Below are 19452 nucleotides of genomic sequence, written 5' to 3' on the forward strand. Positions count from 1 at the left end.
GCTCGCTCCCACAGTGAACTGTGGTGAACGCAATTTTGCAGCCACCGAAGATCCCCTGTGGGAGCGAGCTTGCTCGCGATGAGGTCATCAGCCCCCACCATAAACCTGATCCATTATTGAGATTGATCAGGCCCCCATCCTCTCCCACAGTTGAACTGTGGTGAACGCAATTTTTGCAGCCACCGAAGATCCCCTGTGGGAGCGAGCTTGCTCGCGATGAGGTCATCAGCCCCCACCATAAACCTGATCCATTATTGAGATTGATCAGGCACCCCATCCTCTTCCCTCGGTTCCTCCACCAACCGTCGCGGCAACATCACCTGCTGTGGATAAGTCTGCGCAAAATGCACCGCCGGGGCGTTATCCACAAGCTTCTTCAAGCGCTGGTTGAACGCCCGGCTCACCGCATACTGACCTCCCGACACCGTGCGGAACTGCGCCGTGAGCACCACGCCGTTGAGGTCCATCTTGTCCACGCCGAACACATCCAGCGGCCCTTGCAGGTTGAACTTGAGGAACGGGTCTTCGGAGATCGAGCGCCCGGCTTCGCGAATCAGCTCGATGGCCTGGTCCACGTCGGTGTCATAGGTGAACTGCACGGAGAAGAACGCGAAGGCAAATTGTCGGGATTGGTTGGTCACGGCCTTGATCTGGCCGAACGGCACCGAATGCACGAAGCCCTTGCCGTCGCGCAGGCGCAGGGTGCGGATGGTCAGTCCCTCGACGGTCCCGGCATGGCCGGAGTCGAGCACCACCCAGTCGCCGATGGACAGCGTGTCCTCGATGATGATGAACAGCCCGGTGATCACGTCCTGCACCAGTTGCTGCGAACCGAAACCGATCGCCAACCCCACCACCCCGGCACCGGCCAGCAACGGCGCGACGTTGATGCCCAGGTTGGCCATGGTGGTGATCGCGCAGATCACCACCAGGATGATTTTCGCCGCATTGCGCAGCAGCGGCAGGATGGTCTTGATCCGGGTGCTGGGCTGGCGAGCCCCACGTTTGTTCAGGGGTGGTTTCAAGGCTTCCTGGATCGCGGTGTCGAGCACCACCCAGGTGAGCCAGGTCATCAGGAAAATCAGGCCGATGCGGCTCAAGGAATCACTGATCGCCCTGCCTATGGCATTGCGCGAGGCGAACTCGAACAGCGAAATCCCCCAGATCCGTCCGAGGATTTCAATGAACGCCACTGCCATGGCGATCCGCAACAACGCATGCAGCAAGCTCAACAGGCGGCCCTTATAGGCGCTGCTACGCTGGATGGCCTCGGCCTTGGGCGACTTGAAGATGTGCTGGAACACCGTGCTGAGGAACACCATCGCAATCAGCAGGATCGTGGTGAACAGCGCGCAGCGCAGGGCCTTCTGGTTGTCTTCGCCAACGCCAATCAGGCTTACCGCCGAGACCAACACCATCAACAGGATCGGCCAGTACCAAAGCCCGGAAAAGATCCGCAGCGACTCCTGCAGGGCTGGCTGCTTCAAACGCTGGGCCAGCGGTCGGTTGCGGATCAGGTGCGCCACCGGCCGGCGCAGGCGAATCACCAGCCAGCCGAAGATCACCGAGGCGAACAAGCCGGTGAATACCGCGATACTGCTGGTGATGTTGCCGCCCAGTTGCCGGGCGATCTGCGGGCTGGTCAGGGCATCGCTGAGGGCGGCGAGAAAGCCGATCATGAACAGCGGCCTGGGGCTCAGGCGACGGATCATCGCCACTGCCCGGCGTTTGTGGCCGACGTTGAACATCACGATCACGCACAGCAGCACCGACGTGGAGAAGATGCCGCTGCTGGTGGCGTAGGCGAAACACAGCGCCAAGGCACGCCCCACCGAGACTTGGAGGAAATGGCTGACGTACAGGGTCAGCGGCAGGCAGACCAGTGCCGGTACGGTATAGGGCAGCAGGTAACCGAGCAGGTCCCGGACCCGCTGGCGGCTGCGTAGCCAGCGGCGCGGGCCCAGGTGTCGCACCAGCAGCCGCGCCGCAGTCCAGATCAAGGCAAAAGCCCCGATCCAGACGCTCGATAACAACAGGAAGTCCCCCGCCACCCGCCAGGATGAACGGGAGGTCTGGTCCACCAGGCGGTCCACCTCATCCGCCGCCCGATCCGCCCGCAAGCGCCAGGCATCCACCAGGCTCTGGTTGAGGTCGAGTTTGTCCTGGACGTCGTCGATGCTCGAACTGATGGCGCCCAACAAGCCGCCCTGCACCAGCGGCTCGGGTTCGGCGGGGGCCTCACTGGGTTTCGAGGTGCCGGGAATAGCGGCGGTCCCGTAGGCACTGGTGCCGGTCAGCGCCAGCAACACCAAAAGGAATGCGGTACTCAATCGAGACAAAACGCGAGGCTCCTTCACACAGGTTCGGTAAGGAACTGATCAATTATGGGCCGGCAAGTTCGCCCGCAAGACCAATACCAAACCCCGTGGCGAGGGAGCTTGCTCCCGCTGGGCTGCGCAGCAGCCCCAAAACAGGGCCGCTGCGCGCCCCAGCGGGAGCAAGCTCCCTCGCCACAAAAAACAAAAGTGCTCTCCCTCATGTGGGAATACCCCCTCCCCACAATGACCGCCCCGCCCCCACCGCCGGTAAGCCCATCGAAACTTTCCACGCCCCCCGGCAGTCATCACAAAACACAGGCTGCACGAGGTCATTGGCACGGGAGGGACACATGACGGCGATACACATTGGCATTTCCGGTTGGCGTTACACGCCCTGGCGGGGGGATTTCTACCCCAAGGGCCTGCCCCAGAAGCGGGAATTGCAATTTGCCTCGCGAGCGGTCAACAGCATCGAAATCAATGGATCGTTCTACGCCCTGCAACGCCCCGAGCGGTATGCCCAGTGGTACGCCGAAACGCCGCCCGGCTTCGTGTTCAGCGTCAAGGCCCCGCGTTTCATCACCCACATCAAGCGCCTGCGGGATATCCGCAAGCCGCTGGCCAACTTCTTCGCCTCCGGCGTGCTGGAGCTCAAGGAAAAACTGGGGGCGATCCTCTGGCAGTTTCCTCCCAGCTTCAAATTCGACCCAGAGCTGTTCGAAGACTTTCTCAAGCAACTGCCCCACGACACCGAAGGCGCTGCCGCCCTGGCCGGTGAGCACGAACCGCGCCTGGACGGCCACGCCAGCACCAAGACCGATAAAAAACGCCCGCTGCGCCATGCCGTCGAAATCCGTCATGAGAGTTTCATCGACCCGGACTTCATCACCTTGCTCAAGCGCTACGACATCGCCCTGGTGATCGCCGATACCGCCGGCAAGTGGCCCTATCGCGAAGACGTCACCAGTGATTTCGTCTACCTGCGCCTGCACGGCGCCGAGGAGCTGTACGCCAGTGGTTATACCGACGCGGCGTTGAAACGCTGGGGCGACCGGATCGAAGCCTGGAGCCACGGCAAGCAGCCCGCCGACGCCCACCTGATCGACCCGAAAAAGAAACCCCGGGCGCGCAAGAGCCGGGAAGTGTTCTGCTATTTCGACAATGACATCAAAGTCCGCGCGCCCTATGACGCGCGCCACTTGCTGGAGCACTTCGACCTGGACAAGGACCTCGCCACCACACCCGGTGAGCGCCCGGCCGAGGGAGTATTGCCATGAGCATTCCAGAATCCACCGAAGCGACCCACGATCCGACCCAGCACCTGGCCCAGGACGTCGAGCGGATCAACCGTTTCACCGTGCTGACGGTCAACACCCACAAGGGCTTCACCGCCCTGAACCGGCGTTTCATCCTCCCGGAACTGCGCGAAGCAGTGCGCAGCGTGTCCGCCGATGTCGTGTTCTTGCAGGAAGTGCACGGCACCCATGAACACCACCCCCAGCGCTACAACAATTGGCCGAGCATGCCGCAATACGAATTCCTCGCCGACAGCCTCTGGCCGCAATTCGCCTACGGGCGCAATGCGGTATACCCGGCGGGCGATCACGGCAATGCGCTGTTGTCGAAATTCCAGATCATCCGCCACGACAACATCGACATGTCCATCAGCGGCCATGAAACCCGCGGCATGCTCCACAGCGTGCTGCGTCTGCCGGGCAGCGACGGGCTGGAAATCCATGCCATTTGCGTGCACCTGGGGTTGCGCGAAGGTCATCGCGTCGAGCAACTGAAACTGCTTGGCCAGCGTTTGAGTGAACTGCCGCCCGAGGCGCCGGTGATCGTCGCCGGGGACTTCAATGACTGGCGCGGCAAGGCCAGTGAGTTGCTCGAGCCCTGTGGCCTGCGGGAAGTGTTCGCCGAACAGCTGGGCAAGCCGGCCCGCAGCTTCCCAGCACGCCTGCCGATTCTGCGCCTGGACCGCATCTACGTGCGCAACCTCAAGGCCCATCACCCCAAAGTGTTGAGCGTACGCCCCTGGTCGCACCTGTCCGACCATGCACCGCTGTCGGTGGAGATTGAATTATGAGCGCGACGATGGACAAGGCGACGGTGGAACAGATCGAGGTTCCGCCCACCGAGGGCAATCCGGCGCTGACCGATATCGAATACGGCTGGCACGGCAATAACCGCGTCACGCTGCTGGAAAACGGCGAGGAATATTTCCCCCGGGTTTTCGAAGCCATTCGCCGCGCCGAGAGCGAAATTCTGCTGGAGACCTTCATCCTGTTCGAGGACAAGGTCGGCAACGAACTGCGCGACCTCTTGGTGGATGCCGCCCACCGCGGCGTACGCATCACCGTCAGCCTCGACGGCTTCGGCTGCGGTGAGCTGACCACCGAATTCCTGGCGTCGTTGAGCGGCGCCGGCGTGCGCCTGCAAATGTTCGATCCCGCCCCCCGGCACTTGGGGTTTCGCACCAACTGGTTCCGGCGCCTGCACCGCAAGATCGTGGTGGTGGACGGGGTGATTGCGTTTATCGGCGGGATCAATTTTTCCGCTGATCACCTGGGTGATTTCGGCCCCGAGGCCAAGCAAGATTACTCCGTGGAGATCAAAGGCCCGGCGGTGGTGGATATCCATCACTTCGCGCTGTTGCAGAGCGGCCGGCCTTCGCGGGCCAAATACTGGTGGCAACGGCGCCGCAGCCGTCGCAACGAGCTGGCTTTCAACGATCATGACGGCCAGGTGCGCCTGGTCTATCGCGACAACCACGAGCATCAGACCGACATCGAAGAGGTCTACCTGCAAGTACTGCGCAGCGCCCAGCGGCGTGTGGTGATCGCCAATGCCTATTTCTTCCCTGGCTACCGGTTGCTGCGGGAAATCCGTAATGCGGCCCGGCGTGGCGTAGAGGTGCGGCTGATTCTGCAGGGCCAGCCGGACATGATGATCGCCAAGCTCGCGGCGCGGATGCTTTACAACTACCTGCTCAAAGCCGGCGTGGTGATCTACGAATACTGCGAGCGCCCGTTGCACGGCAAAGTCGCGTTGGTGGATGAGGATTGGAGCACCGTCGGCTCGAGCAACCTCGACCCGCTGAGCCTGTCCCTGAACCTGGAAGCCAACGTGCTGATCCGTGACCGGGGATTCAATCGCGAACTGTTCCAGCGTCTCGATCATCTGAGCCGCAACCACTGCACCGTCATGCCTGAGAATCAAGCCCCCCGGGGCCTGCTGTGGCGCATGACCATCGGTTTCATGGTGTTCCACTTCTTGCGCCACTTTCCGGCCTGGGCCGGCTGGCTGCCGGCCCATAAACCACGTCTGAAACCTTTTTCGCCGCCGACGGCGGTTCGGAGCGAACCCCATGAACCACTCTGAAGCGCACACCGCGCCGGGAGATGCCCACGCACCGGAGCAGGCCAAACCGGTGTCGCGCTGGAGCCGCTGGAAAAGACCATTGACCCTGGCCTTCTTCCTGCTGCTGATCGTGCTGTTCACGACCCTGGCCCGACGCATCGACTGGTCGGAAGTGTTCGCCACCCTGGCGGACTTCAAGGTGCGTACCTTGATCATCGCTGGCGCGTTGACCATTACCAGTTTCATTACCTACGCCTGCTTCGACCTGATCGGCCGCACCTACATCCGGCAAAAGCTGGGATGGCGGCAGATCTTGCCGGTGGGGGTGATCAGCTATGCGTTCAACCTCAACCTCAGCGCCTGGGTCGGCGGCATCGCCATGCGCTATCGACTGTATTCGCGGCTGGGGGTCAGCACCGGCAACATCGCCAAGATCCTCGGCCTGAGCCTGGCCACCAACTGGTTCGGCTACATGACCTTGGCCGGCGCGGTGTTCAGCAGCGGCCTGGTCACAATGCCGCCGGGCTGGAAACTGAGCAGCGGGGCGCTGCAAGGCGTGGGAGTGCTGTTGTTGCTGGTGAGCGCCGGTTATCTGGTGGCCTGTCGGTTTTCCAAGCGGCGGGCCTGGACGATTCGCGGCATGGAAATCAACCTGCCGTCGTTGCGCATGGCCATGCTGCAACTGGCCCTGGGGGCGCTGAACTGGTCGCTGATGGCGGCGGTGATCTTCACCTTGTTGCCAGGCAAACTGGATTATCCGATGGTGCTCGGGGTGTTGCTGATCAGCAGCATTGCCGGGGTCATCACCCACATTCCGGCGGGGCTTGGGGTATTGGAGGCGGTGTTCATTGCTCTCCTGCAACACGAAGTGTCCCGGGGCAGCCTGTTGGCGGGGCTGATCGCCTACCGGGCGATCTACTTCATTTTGCCGTTGTTGATCACGGTGGTGATGTATTTGGTGATTGAGGCGAAGGCCAAGGCGTTGCGGGTCAAGTCCGGACCCAGGTAATAGGTCGCTTGGACGGGCCTCATCGCGAGCAGGCTCGCTCCCACAGGGGATTTGTACTGCACATGAGTTATGTGTTCGCAACGGATCAAATGTGGGAGCGAGCCTGCTCGCGATAGGGCCCACACCAGCACCACAAAATCACCGGTCCTGAATAATGCTCAACCGTTCTCCCACCACCATCTCCGTGATCCAGTCCACTAGGATCGAGGTGTAGGCCTGTTGTGAGACAGGGTCGCTCAGGGCATGGTCGGCGCCGTCGATGATCCGGTGGGTCAACGAATGGGTCTGCTGGCACGCGGCGCGGTAGCTCATGATGGTGGCGTGGGGGACGTGATCGTCGGTTTCCGACTCCACCAGCAGCACATCGCCGGTGAACTGCGAGCAGGCATGCAAGGCGCGGTTGGTGTCGGCGTGCACCAGGGTGCTGCGATAATCCAGCAGGTCGCTCTTGTCGAGGTCGCGCTTGGGCGTGTGCCATTGCTCGTCGCGGTACAGCGCCGGAACCCGCAACGCCAGCCAGCGCACCGGGCGCAGCGATGTCAGGATCGAGGCCAGGTAACCGCCGTAGCTGGTACCCACAACCGCAATCGCCGAGGTGTCCAGCGCCGGGTGCGCGAGCAGCCGGTCGTAGGCCGTCAGCAGATCCCGCAAGTTGTCCTCCCGCGTCACCCGTGACAGCGGAATGCCCGCCCCGCCGGTGTGCCCGCGCAAGTCAAAGGTCAAACACACGCAACCCAGGCCGGCGATGCCTTTGGCCCGCTCCAGGTCACGCTCCTGGCTGCCGCCCCAACCGTGCACGAATAACACGCCAGGCACCTTCGACTTGGGGCTCAGGAAGGTCCCGTTCATGTGTTCATCGTCGATCTTGATCTGAATGGTTTCGCTTCTAGCCGTCATAGGAATGAACCGTTACGTATTTAAGAAGGAAGTCTCCATTGTGCGCCTCGCCGCGATACACCTCGGTGGCCCCGGGGGGCAGCGGCTGGTCGGTGTAGGTTTCCACCGAGGACACGCGAACCGCGTTGGTCGATGGGTCCTCGACGAATACCTGCAACGCCGCCAGCTCCGCACTGCTCGCTCCGCCCATGCGCCACGATTGCTCCAGCACACCGCCCCGGGGCTGGCCGGCGGCGTCAAGGCCCTGGGCAATGTCGTAATTGCGCCGCGAGGCGAAGAAACCGGGGTAGGCCTGGTTGGCGGCGTCATCGAAGACCTGGGCCAGGCGCACCGCCTCACGCACGTCGTCGGGCAGCTCAAGCTTGAGCAATTCGATGTAGCCGCCCTGCACCACCAGCAGATCCGAGCCGCCGTAGACTTCCAGGCCTTCGCTGTCCCGGGTCAGGTGTTGCACGCCGCAATAGCTGAGGACCTTGCCGTCGATGAAGCTCTGGCCGACGCTCTGGGTCTGGACCTCACTGAGGTTCTGCTCCAGCACCACCCCGTCGCGAAACAGCGCCTGGGCGTCCGGCGCGGCAACGACTTCATCGAACTGCGCCAAGCTCTTGATTACACGCTGGTCGCGCCCGGCACAAGCATGCACAGGCTTGAGGCGGATCGCTCCGGAGTACAGCAAATGCTCGGCGGCCGGACGCGCGTCCTTGAGTGCGAAGACACTCACGCCATCGAGCACGGCGCCACGGGTAAGCTTGGCAAACAGTGGCGACCAGCCTTGGGGCGCCACGGCATCCTTATTCAACAGACCGTGGGTAATCGCCTTGGTGCAGATAAAATCATGCTCGACATAACCGCCCCATAAATCCTCCGGGCCCTTGACGCCCAAGCGCGACGCAGTTTCGGCTCCGATCAAGGTTTGCGTAGGCACCAGATATACATCACGCCCGGCATGTTGCTGGTCGTCATAACTGCCGCCGTACTCAAAGCCTAGGATCTGCGCCAGCCAACGGGCCAGTGCGCGATTGGTTTCGACTTCATGGAGCGGTGCGTGAGGGTTGACCGAGTGGGCCATTACCGCTTTGTTGCGATTGACTGACGTCATGCGATGCCCTTTATCTGTGCTCGACGGCGGTAGATAAGGGAGGTGCAGGGATCAGGCCAACGGTGTTCGGCCCGGGAGGATCAAGGAAACGGGCGGATTGGTGGGAGTTGATAGCACCTGGCCTGTTTTATTCTGCACGACCTGCGTCCGCCATCCCGCAAATTGCACGATGGAATGCAAATCCCCGTGGCGAGGGAGCTTGCTCCCGCTGGGGTGCGAAGCGCCCCCATAAAACCGACGCTTGCAATGGGCCTGCTGCGCAGTCCAGCGGGAGCAAGCTCCCTCGCCACAGGTGTCGGTCTCAGCTTTTTGAAACACCCGGCGGACTCACCCCAAACTTCGCCCGATAATCACTCGGCCCCAGCCCGGTAATTTTCTTGAAGGTGGCTCGAAACGCACTCGGATCCTGGTAGCCGACGGTCCAGGCGATGTGATCGATGGTGCCATTGGTGAGCTCCAGCATTTCCCGGGCCTTGCCGACGCGCAGGTGCTGGCAGTATTCGGTGGGCTTGAGGCCGGTGGCAGCGCGAAACCGGCGCAGGAAGGTGCGCTCTTCCAGACCGGCCCGTTCAGCCATCGCGCCGAGGGAGACGTCTACCGCGCCGCTGCTCTGCAACCAATGCTGAACCTTGAGAATCGCCGCATCGCCATGTCCGAGGATAGGGGCAAAGTTACTGCCGCACTGGCTCGCGCTGTCACTGTGCTCGATCACCAGAAATTGCGCGGTGCGCGTGGCAATGCTCGGCCCGAGCAGGCGGTCCACCAAGCGCAACCCGAGTTCCGACCACGCCATCAACCCGGCCGTGGTAATCAAGTCGCCGTCGTCGACGATGGGTTTGTCGGCGTTGAGTTTGATCTTCGGGTAACGCGCGGCGAAGCTCTTGGCCGAGGTCCAGTGGGTGGTGGCGCTGCGGCCGTCGAGCAACCCGCTTTCGGCCAGCAGGATCGAGCCTACGCAAACACCGCCCAATACCGTGCCGCCGGCATGCTGGGCACGCAACCAATCCATCAACGCCTGGGAAACCTGGCCTTCGCTGAAGCCGGCAAGGGATGGCGGAATCAACAACGCAACCAGCTTGCCCGCGGGGCCGGTAGCACTGTCGAAAACGCGCTGCGGCGCCTCATCATCCTCCGCTTGCCAGTGACTCACCCGCAGCTGCGGCAGCAGCGCGCTGGCCTGCTCTGCGGCGATCTGCTGCGCCACCGCAAACAGATCGGTCAAACCGTGCACCGCCGCCAATTGCGCGCCGGGATAGATCAGCACCCCGAGCTCCGCGACGGCCCTTTGCTGCGTCATTGTCAGTTTTCCCTCGCCTATTGTCGTTGCGGCCAATCCTCGAACCGATGGCAAAAGCCAATACTGGCGCCACATCCACCTGATCAAGGAAGCCCTCATGTCCAAGCAAGCGCTCATCGTAGTCGATATCCAGAACGACTACTTCCCCCAAGGAAAATGGCCGTTGGTCGGTGCCGAAGCTGCCGCTGACAATGCCGCACGCTTGATCGAAGCCTTCCGCCAGGCAGGCGATCACGTGGTGCACATCCGCCACGAGTTCACCGACGACGACGCGCCATTCTTCACGCCGGGCTCCGAAGGCGCCAAGCTGCATCCCAAGGTGCTCAACCGCGCCGAAGAACCGGTGGTGCTCAAGCACTTCGTCAATTCGTTTCGCGAGACCGAACTGCAAGCCATCCTCGACCACCACGGCATCGAACAACTGGTGGTCGTCGGCAGCATGAGCCACATGTGCGTCGATGGCGTCGTGCGGGCGGCGGCAGACCTGGGCTACGACGTCACGGTAATCCACGATGCCTGCGCCACCCTCGACCTGGAATTCAATGGCGTCGTCGTTCCAGCCGCCCAGGTGCATGCGGCGTTCATGGCGGCGCTGGGGTTTGCTTATGCGAGCGTGGTAAGCGCCGAGCAGTTTTTGGCGGCCAGCCGCTGAGGGGTAATCAATTATTCAAGGGCAGGGAGAAACCGCGCAACTGAAGCGCAATGCAGTTCACTTAAGAGAAATGATGGACCTGTGGCGAGGGAGCTTGCTCCCGCTCGGCTGCGAAGCAGTCGTAAACTGCCGGGTGCGGTGTATCTGATGCTCCGCATTTGGCAGGTTTTGGGGCCGCTTCGCGGCCCAGCGGGAGCAAGCTCCCTCGCCACGGGTTTATCGATTGCCTTAAGGGAACGGCATTAGGCAACTGAAGCGTGGCTTTTCCTTTTGAACTCTCGATGGTGATTTCCACTAGGCGTACTTGAGGAATAACGATAAGAATGGCCGGTCAGTTTTCCCCCTAGAGCCAGCCGCATGAAACGCAAACGCCCGCCGCGCCTGGTCGACTCCCCTGTCCCGATCGACACCGCTGCATCAGCGCCACGGCACCCACCTACTTGGGATTGCTCAAGCAACGTATCCCGGCCGGGATACTTCGGCACCATGCTGTACGCCGTGGCGGTGTTCCTGGCCTTGCCGGTCTACGGACTGGCCGTGTTATCGATGAAGCTGTTTCATGTCGGACAGAGCCTGTCGCCCATTCACACAAGAGTGATCGAGGATCCACTGTTTTTGGCGCTCACGTTCATCAGCGCATTTGTGGCCGTCTGCATGCTCAACTGGCTCGCCTCCGGGCCCAAGGTGCTTGGTTTCTGCTTTGACGAACGTCAGCAACGCCTCACCTTCATCCAGCGCCGTCCAGCCCGAAAAACCACCGAGGAATCCGTGCCGTACAGCGACATCCATTTCATCAAGCCCTACAAAACGACTGCTTACGGCAACGTTTGTCATTTCGTGGTGGGCTTCGCCGGGGGCAATGGCAAGGACATCGCACTTCGGTTTTGGGTGGACCTGACGGATCAGGACATGGCGTTTCATGCTGCGTGGTTGAGTCAGTCGGTTGGCGAGAGGATGCAGGAGGTATTGGATCTGGATTTGTGAGCAAGGGCGGGTTTGCCAGTGTCCCCAAGTCACGATTCGGTTTGCGCCAGACAAATAAAAAGCCCCAAGTGCAGAGCGCTTGGGGCTTTCAGGGAACTACCTGAGCAATAGTCTCAGGCAGGAATCAGAACGGAATATCGTCATCAAAGCTGTCGAAATCCGGCGCCGGTTGCGGCGCGGCTTGTTGTGGGGCCGCCGGGCGCTCGCGTTGTGGCTGTGGCGCCGACTGCTGTGGGCGAGGCGCCTGCTGACGTGGGGCTGGGGCCGATTGCTGGTAGTTGTTGCCACCTTGTTGCTGGTCACCCTGTGGACGGCCGCCCAGCAGTTGCATGGTGCCTTGCATGTCGACCACGATCTCGGTGGTGTAACGCTTGATACCGTCTTTTTCCCACTCGCGGGTCTGCAGCTTGCCTTCGATGTACACCTGCGAACCCTTGCGCAGGTATTCACCGGCGATCTCAGCCACCTTGCCGAACATCGACACGCGGTGCCATTCGGTCTTCTCGACCTTCTGGCCGGTCTGCTTGTCGGTCCACTGTTCGCTTGTCGCCAGACTCAGGTTGGTCACGGCGTTGCCGTTCGGCAGGTAGCGAACTTCGGGATCCTGGCCGCAAGTACCGACCAATATGACTTTGTTAACCCCACGGGCCATAACGTTCTCCTAGGCTTCGCACGCGTTCGGGGCCGGGTTGTTCACCAGGCGCTCAAGCGTCGCGCGATCCAATAATTCGGTGTCCAGTTTGATATAAACGGCCGCTTCGTCGGCGACCACCACTGCATCGGTTACTCCAACGACGGCCTTGAGGCGCTCGGTCAGGCCTGCTTCGCGGATGGCTTCGGGCGACAACGGCAAGCGCAGGCTCGTCACATACGGAGGTTCGCGCATGGTAACAGCAAAAAGCAGCCAAAGTGCAGCCAGCGCGGCGCATCCCAGGAACACAACCGACAAACCGCCATGCTGGAACAGCCAGCCGCCGAGAATCCCCCCCAACGCTGATCCCAGGAACTGGCTGGTGGAATAAACCCCCATCGCCGTGCCCTTGCCGCCCGCTGGTGAAACCTTGCTGATCAGCGACGGCAGCGACGCCTCCAGCAGATTGAACGCGGTGAAGAACACCACCGTGCCGATCACCAGAGCCCTCAAGCTATCGCCGAACTGCCAGAAGAATAGCTCAGTGAGCATCAGCGTCATGACGGCACCGAGCAAAACTCGTTTCATTTTGCGTCGTTTCTCGCCATAGATGATAAACGGGATCATGGCGAAGAACGAAATCAGCAACGCGGTGAGGTAGACCCACCAGTGCTGTTCTTTGGGCAGGCCGGCTTTCTCGACCAGCGCCAGCGGCAAGGCCACGAAGCTGGACATCAGCATGGCGTGGAGCACGAAAATGCCCAAGTCCAGGCGCAACAGGTCCGGGTGCTTGAGCGTCGGCATAAGTGCCTGCCGGGCCACCCCGGATTCACGGTGCTGCAACGGTCCGGTGGAACGCGGCACCATGAACGCCACGATCAGGATGCCCACCAACGCCATGGCCCCGGTGGCCAGGAACAGGCCCGACAAGCCAAAAGCGCGAGTCAGCAACGGTCCTACAACCATGGCGACAGCGAATGACAGACCGATCGTCATGCCGATCATAGCCATGGCCTTGGTCCGATGTTGTTCGCGGGTCAAGTCTGACAACAGCGCCATGACGGCTGCGGAAATAGCCCCGGCGCCTTGCAGGATTCGTCCGGCGATCACGCCCCAGATCGAATCGGCATTGGCCGCCAGCACGCTGCCGAGGGCGAAGACGATCAGCCCCAGATAAATGACGGGGCGCCGGCCAATACGGTCGGAGATCATCCCGAAGGGAATCTGGAAAATTGCCTGGGTCAGGCCGTAAGCGCCAATCGCCAGCCCAATGAGAGCCGGGGTCGCGCCCGCCAGGTCCATGCCATAGGTCGCCAGTACCGGCAACACCATGAACATGCCCAGCATACGGAAGGCGAACACCAGGGCCAGACCGCTTGCCGCGCGGGTCTCACCACTACTCATGCGTTCGCTGTGGGGATCGTGCATGGAAAAACCTCATGTGAACCGGCGGCGATTCTACCAGTCCCATCGATTGAGGGGGTATATGGCGACCGTTTGCCGCGCAGTCTTCATGTATGGCTGCAATCGCACTTCAATAGTGTGCATCCATCCAGTATTTGCCCGTATACTCCTACGTTTTCGACGCCCGCCGAGCGAGGCCACTTTGGACAAGATCCTGATTCGTGGGGCCCGTACCCACAACCTGAAGAACATCGACCTGACCCTGCCCCGGGACAAACTGATCGTCATCACCGGCCTGTCCGGATCCGGCAAATCATCCCTGGCTTTCGACACCCTGTACGCCGAAGGCCAGCGACGCTATGTCGAATCGCTGTCGGCCTATGCCCGGCAGTTCCTGTCGATGATGGAAAAACCCGACGTCGACACCATCGAAGGCCTGTCGCCGGCCATCTCCATCGAACAGAAATCCACTTCCCATAACCCCCGGTCGACGGTGGGCACCATCACCGAGATCTACGACTACCTGCGTTTGCTGTATGCGCGAGTCGGTATCCCCCGCTGCCCCGACCATGACATCCCCCTGGAAGCCCAGACCGTCAGCCAGATGGTCGATCTGGTGCTGGCCCAGCCGGAAGGCAGCAAGCTGATGCTGCTGGCGCCGGTGATTCGCGAGCGCAAGGGCGAGCACCTGATGGTCTTCGAAGAACTGCGCGCCCAGGGTTTCGTGCGGGCCCGGGTCAACGGCAAGTTGTGCGAGCTGGACGAACTGCCGAAACTGGATAAACAGAAGAAGCATTCGATTGATGTCGTGGTCGACCGCTTCAAGGTCCGCGCCGACCTGCAACAGCGGCTGGCCGAGTCCTTCGAGACAGCCCTGAAACTGGCCGACGGCATTGCCCTGGTGGCGCCGATGGACGACGAGCCTGGCGAAGAAATCATCTTCTCCGCGCGCTTCGCCTGCCCGATCTGCGGCCACGCCATCAGTGAGCTGGAACCTAAGCTGTTCTCCTTCAACAACCCGGCTGGCGCCTGCCCGACCTGCGATGGCCTGGGGGTCAAGCAGTTCTTCGACACCAAGCGCCTGGTCAATGGCGAGCTGACCCTGGCTGAAGGTGCAATTCGCGGCTGGGACAGGCGTAACGTCTATTACTTCCAGATGCTCGGGTCGCTGGCGACCCACTACAAGTTCAGCCTGGACAAGCCGTTCAATGAATTGCCCGCCGATCAGCAGAAATTCATCCTGCACGGCAGCGGCTCGCAGAATGTCGACTTCAAATACCTGAACGACCGCGGCGACATCGTCAAGCGCTCCCACCCGTTCGAAGGCATCGTGCCGAACCTGGAGCGGCGCTATCGCGAGACCGAGTCGGCGAGCGTGCGCGAAGAGCTGGCCAAGTTCCTCAGCACCCAGCCCTGCCCCGATTGCCGTGGCACCCGCTTGCGTCGCGAAGCACGGCATGTGTGGGTCGGCGAGAAGACCCTGCCGGCGGTGACCAACCTGCCGATCGGCGATGCTACCGATTATTTCGGCGGTTTGAAACTCACCGGCCGTCGTGGCGAAATCGCCGACAAGATCCTCAAGGAAATCCGCGAGCGCCTGCAGTTCCTGGTGAACGTCGGCCTGGATTACCTGACCCTCGATCGCAGCGCGGACACATTGTCCGGCGGCGAAGCCCAGCGTATCCGCTTGGCCAGCCAGATCGGCGCCGGCCTGGTGGGGGTGATGTACATCCTCGACGAGCCGTCCATTGGCCTGCACCAGCGCGACAACGACCGACTGCTCGGGACCTTGAAGCACCTGCGGGACATCGGTAACACGGTAATCGTGGTCGAACACGACGAAGACGCGATTCGCCTGGCGGATTACGTGGTGGACATCGGCCCGGGCGCGGGCGTGCATGGCGGGCATATCGTTGCCCAGGGCACGGCCGCCGAAGTCATGGCGCACCCCGATTCCCTGACCGGTAAATACTTGTCGGGCCGGGTAAAGATCAAGGTTCCGGCCAAGCGCACACCACGCAACAAGAAGCTGTCGCTGACCCTCAAGGGCGCCCGCGGCAACAACTTGCGCAACGTCGACCTGGAAATCCCGATCGGCCTGCTGACCTGCGTCACCGGCGTGTCCGGCTCCGGCAAATCGACACTGATCAACAACACCCTGTTCCCCCTCAGCGCCACGGCCCTGAACGGCGCCACCACCCTGGAAGCTGCCGCCCACGACAGCATCAAGGGCCTGGAGCACCTGGACAAGGTGGTCGACATCGACCAGAGCCCGATTGGTCGTACGCCGCGCTCCAATCCGGCGACCTACACCGGGTTGTTCACACCGATCCGCGAACTGTTCGCCGGCGTGCCTGAGTCTCGCTCCCGAGGCTACGGTCCGGGACGGTTCTCCTTCAACGTCAAGGGTGGGCGTTGCGAGGCCTGCCAGGGCGATGGCCTGATCAAGGTGGAGATGCACTTCCTGCCGGACATCTACGTGCCGTGCGATGTGTGCAAGAGCAAGCGCTACAACCGCGAAACCCTGGAGATCAAGTACAAGGGCAAGAGCATCCACGAAACCCTCGAGATGACTATCGAGGAAGCGCGGGTGTTCTTCGACGCGGTGCCCGCGCTGGCACGCAAGCTCCAGACGCTGATGGATGTGGGCCTGTCGTACATCAAGCTCGGGCAGTCTGCGACGACGTTGTCCGGCGGGGAAGCCCAGCGGGTCAAGTTGTCCCGCGAGCTTTCCAAGCGCGACACCGGCAAGACCCTGTACATCCTCGACGAACCGACCACCGGCCTGCACTTCGCGGATATCCAGCAATTGCTCGACGTGCTGCATCGCCTGCGGGACCACGGCAACACCGTGGTGGTGATCGAACACAACCTGGACGTCATCAAGACCGCTGACTGGCTGGTGGACCTGGGGCCGGAAGGCGGCTCCAAGGGTGGCCAGATCATCGCCGTAGGCACACCCGAGCAAGTGGCCGAGATGAAGCAGTCCTACACCGGCTACTACCTCAAGCCGTTGCTGGAGCGTGATCGGGACTGATTTTCCCCGAGCACGAAAAAGCCCCTGTCATCTCATCGATGACAGGGGCTTTTTGTTTTTCTGTGGCAGCGAGGCTGTAATCAGAACTGTGATTGCAGGTAGTTTTCCAGGCCAATCAACTTGATCAGACCCAACTGCTTCTCGAGCCAGTAGGTATGGTCTTCCTCGGTGTCGTTAAGCTGGATACGCAGGATCTCACGGGTCACGTAGTCGTTGTGCTGCTCGCAAAGCTCGATGCCTTTGCACAGCGCAGCGCGTACCTTGTATTCCAGGCGCAAGTCGGCGGCGAGCATATCGGGCACGGTGGTGCCGATGTCCAGGTCATCCGGACGCATCCGCGGCGTGCCCTCGAGCATCAGGATCCGGCGCATCAATGCATCGGCGTGCTGGGCTTCTTCTTCCATCTCATGGTTGATACGTTCGTAGAGCTCGGTGAACCCCCAGTCCTCGTACATCCGCGAGTGGATGAAATATTGATCACGGGCTGCCAGTTCGCCTGTCAGCAACGTGTTGAGGTAATCGATTACATCTGGGTGACCTTGCATCGCCCTACATCTCCACAAGCTTTGAAGGCTCTAGTTTGAACCAACCTGGGGGAGAGGTCACTCGCCGATCGCAATAAAAGCGAAGAAAATCCGAGAAAACCAGGTTAAAAAACGCAAAAACCGCCCAAATGAGGGCGGTTCTGCTTCTCGTTTAGACTTAGTTAAGCTGTACGCCCAACGCCTTTGCTATCCCTTCTCCATAAGCGGCATCCGCCCTGAAGAAATGCTGGAGCTGACGGTCAACGACATCCGCCGATACACCGGCCATCGCGCCGGCGATATTGTTGATCAGCAACGCTTTCTGCTCGTCGCTCATCAAACGGAACAGCGCACCGGCATGGCTGTAGTAGTCAGTGTCTTCGCGATGATCGTAACGATCAGCCGCGCCACTGAGGGCCAAGGCCGGCTCGGCATAGCGTGGAGCCTGTTTCGGCGCTTCCACGTAGCTGTTCGGCTCATAGTTCGGTGCCGCCCCGCCGTTGCTGCCAAACGCCATGGCACCATCACGCTGGTAGGTATTGACCGGACTGCGCGGAGCATTCACCGGCAATTGCTGGTGATTGGTCCCTACACGGTAGCGGTGTGCATCGGCGTAGGCGAATACCCGGCCCTGCAGCATGCGATCCGGCGACAGACCAACGCCCGGCACCATGTTGCTCGGCCCGAACGCCGCCTGCTCGACCTCGGCAAAGTAGTTCAGCGGATTACGGTTGAGTTCGAGTTCACCCACTTCAATCAACGGAAACTCTTTCTGCGACCAAGTCTTGGTCACGTCGAACGGGTTCTCGTAATGAGCCGCGGCCTGAGCCTCAGTCATGATCTGGATGCAGACACTCCATTTCGGAAAGTCACCGCGCTCGATCGCATTGAACAAGTCACGCTGGGCATAATCTGGGTCAGTCCCCGCCAGGCGTGCTGCTTCAGCCGGTGGGAGATTCTTGATCCCTTGCTTGGTCTTGTAGTGCCACTTCACCCAATGACGCTCGCCCTGAGCACTGATCAGGCTGTAGGTGTGGCTGCCGAAGCCGTGCATGTGGCGGTAGCCGTCAGGAATGCCACGATCGGAGAACAGAATGGTGACTTGGTGCAGCGCCTCAGGCGAGTGCGACCAGAAATCCCACATCGCCTGGGCGCTTTTCAGGTTGCTTTGCGGCAGACGTTTCTGAGTGTGGATGAAGTCCGGAAATTTCAACGGATCACGGATGAAGAACACCGGCGTGTTGTTGCCCACGATGTCCCAGTTGCCTTCCTCGGTGTAGAACTTCAGGGCAAAACCACGCGGATCGCGTTCGGTGTCGGCAGAACCACGCTCACCGCCCACGGTGGAAAACCGCAGGAAGGTTGGGGTTTGCTTGCCGACCGACTCGAACAACTTGGCGCTGGTGTACTGCGTGATGTCCCGAGTGACGGTAAATGTGCCGTAGGCGCCCGAGCCTTTGGCGTGCACACGGCGCTCAGGAATGTTCTCGCGGTTGAAGTGAGCAAGCTTCTCGATCAGGTGGAAATCGTCGAGCAACAGCGGGCCGCGCGGGCCGGCGGAGCGAGAATTCTGGTTGTCGGCGACAGGAGCGCCGCTAGCGGTCGTAAGCGTTTTGGTCTGGCTCATGCTCAATCTTCCTAGGTCGGTCTTCGAACTGCCGGCTAATCGGCTGGAAAGGAGTATTGATCATATTAATGACAGTATCCAAATTCATTAAATCATGGGCATCGATAGTTATTATCTAACACCGATGGCTGGCCGATAGCGAAGCCTGACGAAACGGCTTGGTTGCTTTTCCATCAGGCACAAAAAACCGGGCACTAGGCCCGGTTTTTTGTATGTTGCCGACTTACTCAGCGGATACAGCTTCACCGCTGGTAGCACGATCAACCAACTCGACGTACGCCATAGGCGCGTTGTCGCCAGCGCGGAAACCGCACTTGAGGATGCGCAGGTAGCCACCCTCACGGGTAGCATAACGCTTGCCCAGGTCGTTGAAGAGCTTACCAACGATAGCTTTCGAACGAGTACGGTCGAAAGCCAGACGGCGGTTAGCCAGGCTATCTGTCTTGGCCAGAGTGATCAGCGGCTCAGCAACGCGACGCAGTTCTTTGGCTTTCGGCAGTGTAGTTTTGATCAGCTCGTGCTCGAACAGCGACACCGCCATGTTTTGAAACATGGCCTTGCGGTGCGAGCTGGTGCGGCTCAGGTGACGACCACTTTTACGATGACGCATGGT

Annotated in this window: 16 protein-coding genes; 7 read left to right on the plus strand and 9 right to left on the minus strand. The window is 61.0% G+C overall.

What is annotated here, in order from left to right; all coding sequences use genetic code 11:
* Positions 1-251 precede the first annotated feature (251 nt).
* Positions 252-2339 carry a mechanosensitive ion channel family protein gene (locus tag QNH97_RS25380; RefSeq protein ID WP_283554425.1) on the minus strand — a complete coding sequence of 696 codons (2088 nt, stop codon included), beginning with the start codon at positions 2337-2339 and terminating at the stop codon, positions 252-254.
* Positions 2340-2668: 329 nt separating this feature from the next.
* Here QNH97_RS25380 and QNH97_RS25385 point away from each other — a divergent pair, with 329 nt between their 5' ends.
* The 4 genes from QNH97_RS25385 to QNH97_RS25400 are packed head-to-tail and all read left to right on the plus strand — an operon-like array spanning position 2669 to position 6687.
* Positions 2669-3595 carry a DUF72 domain-containing protein gene (locus QNH97_RS25385; RefSeq protein ID WP_283554426.1) on the plus strand — a complete coding sequence of 309 codons (927 nt, stop codon included), beginning with the start codon at positions 2669-2671 and terminating at the stop codon, positions 3593-3595.
* Positions 3592-4404: an endonuclease/exonuclease/phosphatase family protein gene (locus QNH97_RS25390; RefSeq protein ID WP_283554427.1), complete on the plus strand. Its 813-nt coding sequence runs from the start codon at positions 3592-3594 to the stop codon at positions 4402-4404. Before QNH97_RS25385 ends, QNH97_RS25390 begins: the two co-directional genes overlap by 4 nt.
* Positions 4401-5699 carry a cardiolipin synthase ClsB gene (gene clsB, locus QNH97_RS25395; protein WP_502944469.1) on the plus strand — a complete coding sequence of 433 codons (1299 nt, stop codon included), beginning with the start codon at positions 4401-4403 and terminating at the stop codon, positions 5697-5699. Before QNH97_RS25390 ends, clsB begins: the two co-directional genes overlap by 4 nt.
* Positions 5686-6687, plus strand: a complete 1002-nt coding sequence (locus QNH97_RS25400; RefSeq protein ID WP_283554428.1) for a lysylphosphatidylglycerol synthase domain-containing protein — start codon at positions 5686-5688, stop codon at positions 6685-6687. Before clsB ends, QNH97_RS25400 begins: the two co-directional genes overlap by 14 nt.
* Before the next feature lie 138 nt (positions 6688-6825).
* On the opposite strand, the gene QNH97_RS25405 is transcribed toward QNH97_RS25400, so the two are convergent.
* The 3 genes from QNH97_RS25405 to QNH97_RS25415 all read right to left on the minus strand — a co-directional run bounded on the left by QNH97_RS25405 (position 6826) and on the right by QNH97_RS25415 (position 9980).
* Positions 6826-7584, minus strand: coding sequence for an alpha/beta hydrolase family protein (locus QNH97_RS25405; protein ID WP_283554429.1), 759 nt, complete (start codon positions 7582-7584; stop codon positions 6826-6828).
* Entirely contained in the window at positions 7574-8683 is a 1110-nt protein-coding gene (locus tag QNH97_RS25410; RefSeq protein WP_283554430.1) for a DUF3182 family protein, read from the minus strand. The genes QNH97_RS25405 and QNH97_RS25410 overlap by 11 nt, the downstream gene beginning before the upstream one ends.
* 301 nt (positions 8684-8984) lie before the next feature.
* Positions 8985-9980, minus strand: a complete 996-nt coding sequence (locus tag QNH97_RS25415; protein ID WP_283554431.1) for a GlxA family transcriptional regulator — start codon at positions 9978-9980, stop codon at positions 8985-8987.
* Positions 9981-10077: 97 nt separating this feature from the next.
* On the opposite strand from QNH97_RS25415, the gene QNH97_RS25420 reads away from it, so the two are divergent.
* On the plus strand, positions 10078-10632 hold the full coding sequence (locus QNH97_RS25420) for a cysteine hydrolase family protein (protein ID WP_283554432.1): 555 nt from the start codon (positions 10078-10080) through the stop codon (positions 10630-10632).
* 357 nt (positions 10633-10989) lie between these two features.
* Entirely contained in the window at positions 10990-11616 is a 627-nt protein-coding gene (locus QNH97_RS25425) for a hypothetical protein (protein WP_283554433.1), read from the plus strand.
* 124 nt (positions 11617-11740) lie between these two features.
* On the opposite strand, the gene QNH97_RS25430 is transcribed toward QNH97_RS25425, so the two are convergent.
* Both QNH97_RS25430 and QNH97_RS25435 read right to left on the minus strand, forming a co-directional pair.
* Complete coding sequence (locus QNH97_RS25430) at positions 11741-12268, minus strand: single-stranded DNA-binding protein (protein WP_283554434.1); 528 nt, start codon at positions 12266-12268, stop codon at positions 11741-11743.
* Between the two features lie 9 nt (positions 12269-12277).
* Positions 12278-13675, minus strand: a complete 1398-nt coding sequence (locus tag QNH97_RS25435) for an MFS transporter (RefSeq protein WP_283554435.1) — start codon at positions 13673-13675, stop codon at positions 12278-12280.
* Positions 13676-13853: 178 nt separating this feature from the next.
* Between QNH97_RS25435 and uvrA the strand changes: the two genes are divergently transcribed.
* Positions 13854-16688 carry an excinuclease ABC subunit UvrA gene (gene uvrA / locus QNH97_RS25440; protein ID WP_283554436.1) on the plus strand — a complete coding sequence of 945 codons (2835 nt, stop codon included), beginning with the start codon at positions 13854-13856 and terminating at the stop codon, positions 16686-16688.
* A gap of 80 nt (positions 16689-16768) precedes the next feature.
* On the opposite strand, the gene bfr is transcribed toward uvrA, so the two are convergent.
* The 3 genes from bfr to rplQ form a co-directional block, all read right to left on the minus strand.
* Positions 16769-17233 (minus strand): bacterioferritin, encoded by a 465-nt coding sequence (gene bfr / locus QNH97_RS25445; RefSeq protein ID WP_025215751.1) that lies wholly within the window; start codon positions 17231-17233, stop codon positions 16769-16771.
* Between the two features lie 157 nt (positions 17234-17390).
* Positions 17391-18839 (minus strand): catalase, encoded by a 1449-nt coding sequence (locus QNH97_RS25450; protein ID WP_283554437.1) that lies wholly within the window; start codon positions 18837-18839, stop codon positions 17391-17393.
* Positions 18840-19062: 223 nt separating this feature from the next.
* Positions 19063-19449 carry a 50S ribosomal protein L17 gene (rplQ, locus tag QNH97_RS25455; protein WP_003186009.1) on the minus strand — a complete coding sequence of 129 codons (387 nt, stop codon included), beginning with the start codon at positions 19447-19449 and terminating at the stop codon, positions 19063-19065.
* Positions 19450-19452 lie beyond the last annotated feature (3 nt).

Origin of the sequence: Pseudomonas sp. G2-4, from assembly GCF_030064125.1 — a bacterium.
GTDB lineage: Bacteria > Pseudomonadota > Gammaproteobacteria > Pseudomonadales > Pseudomonadaceae > Aquipseudomonas.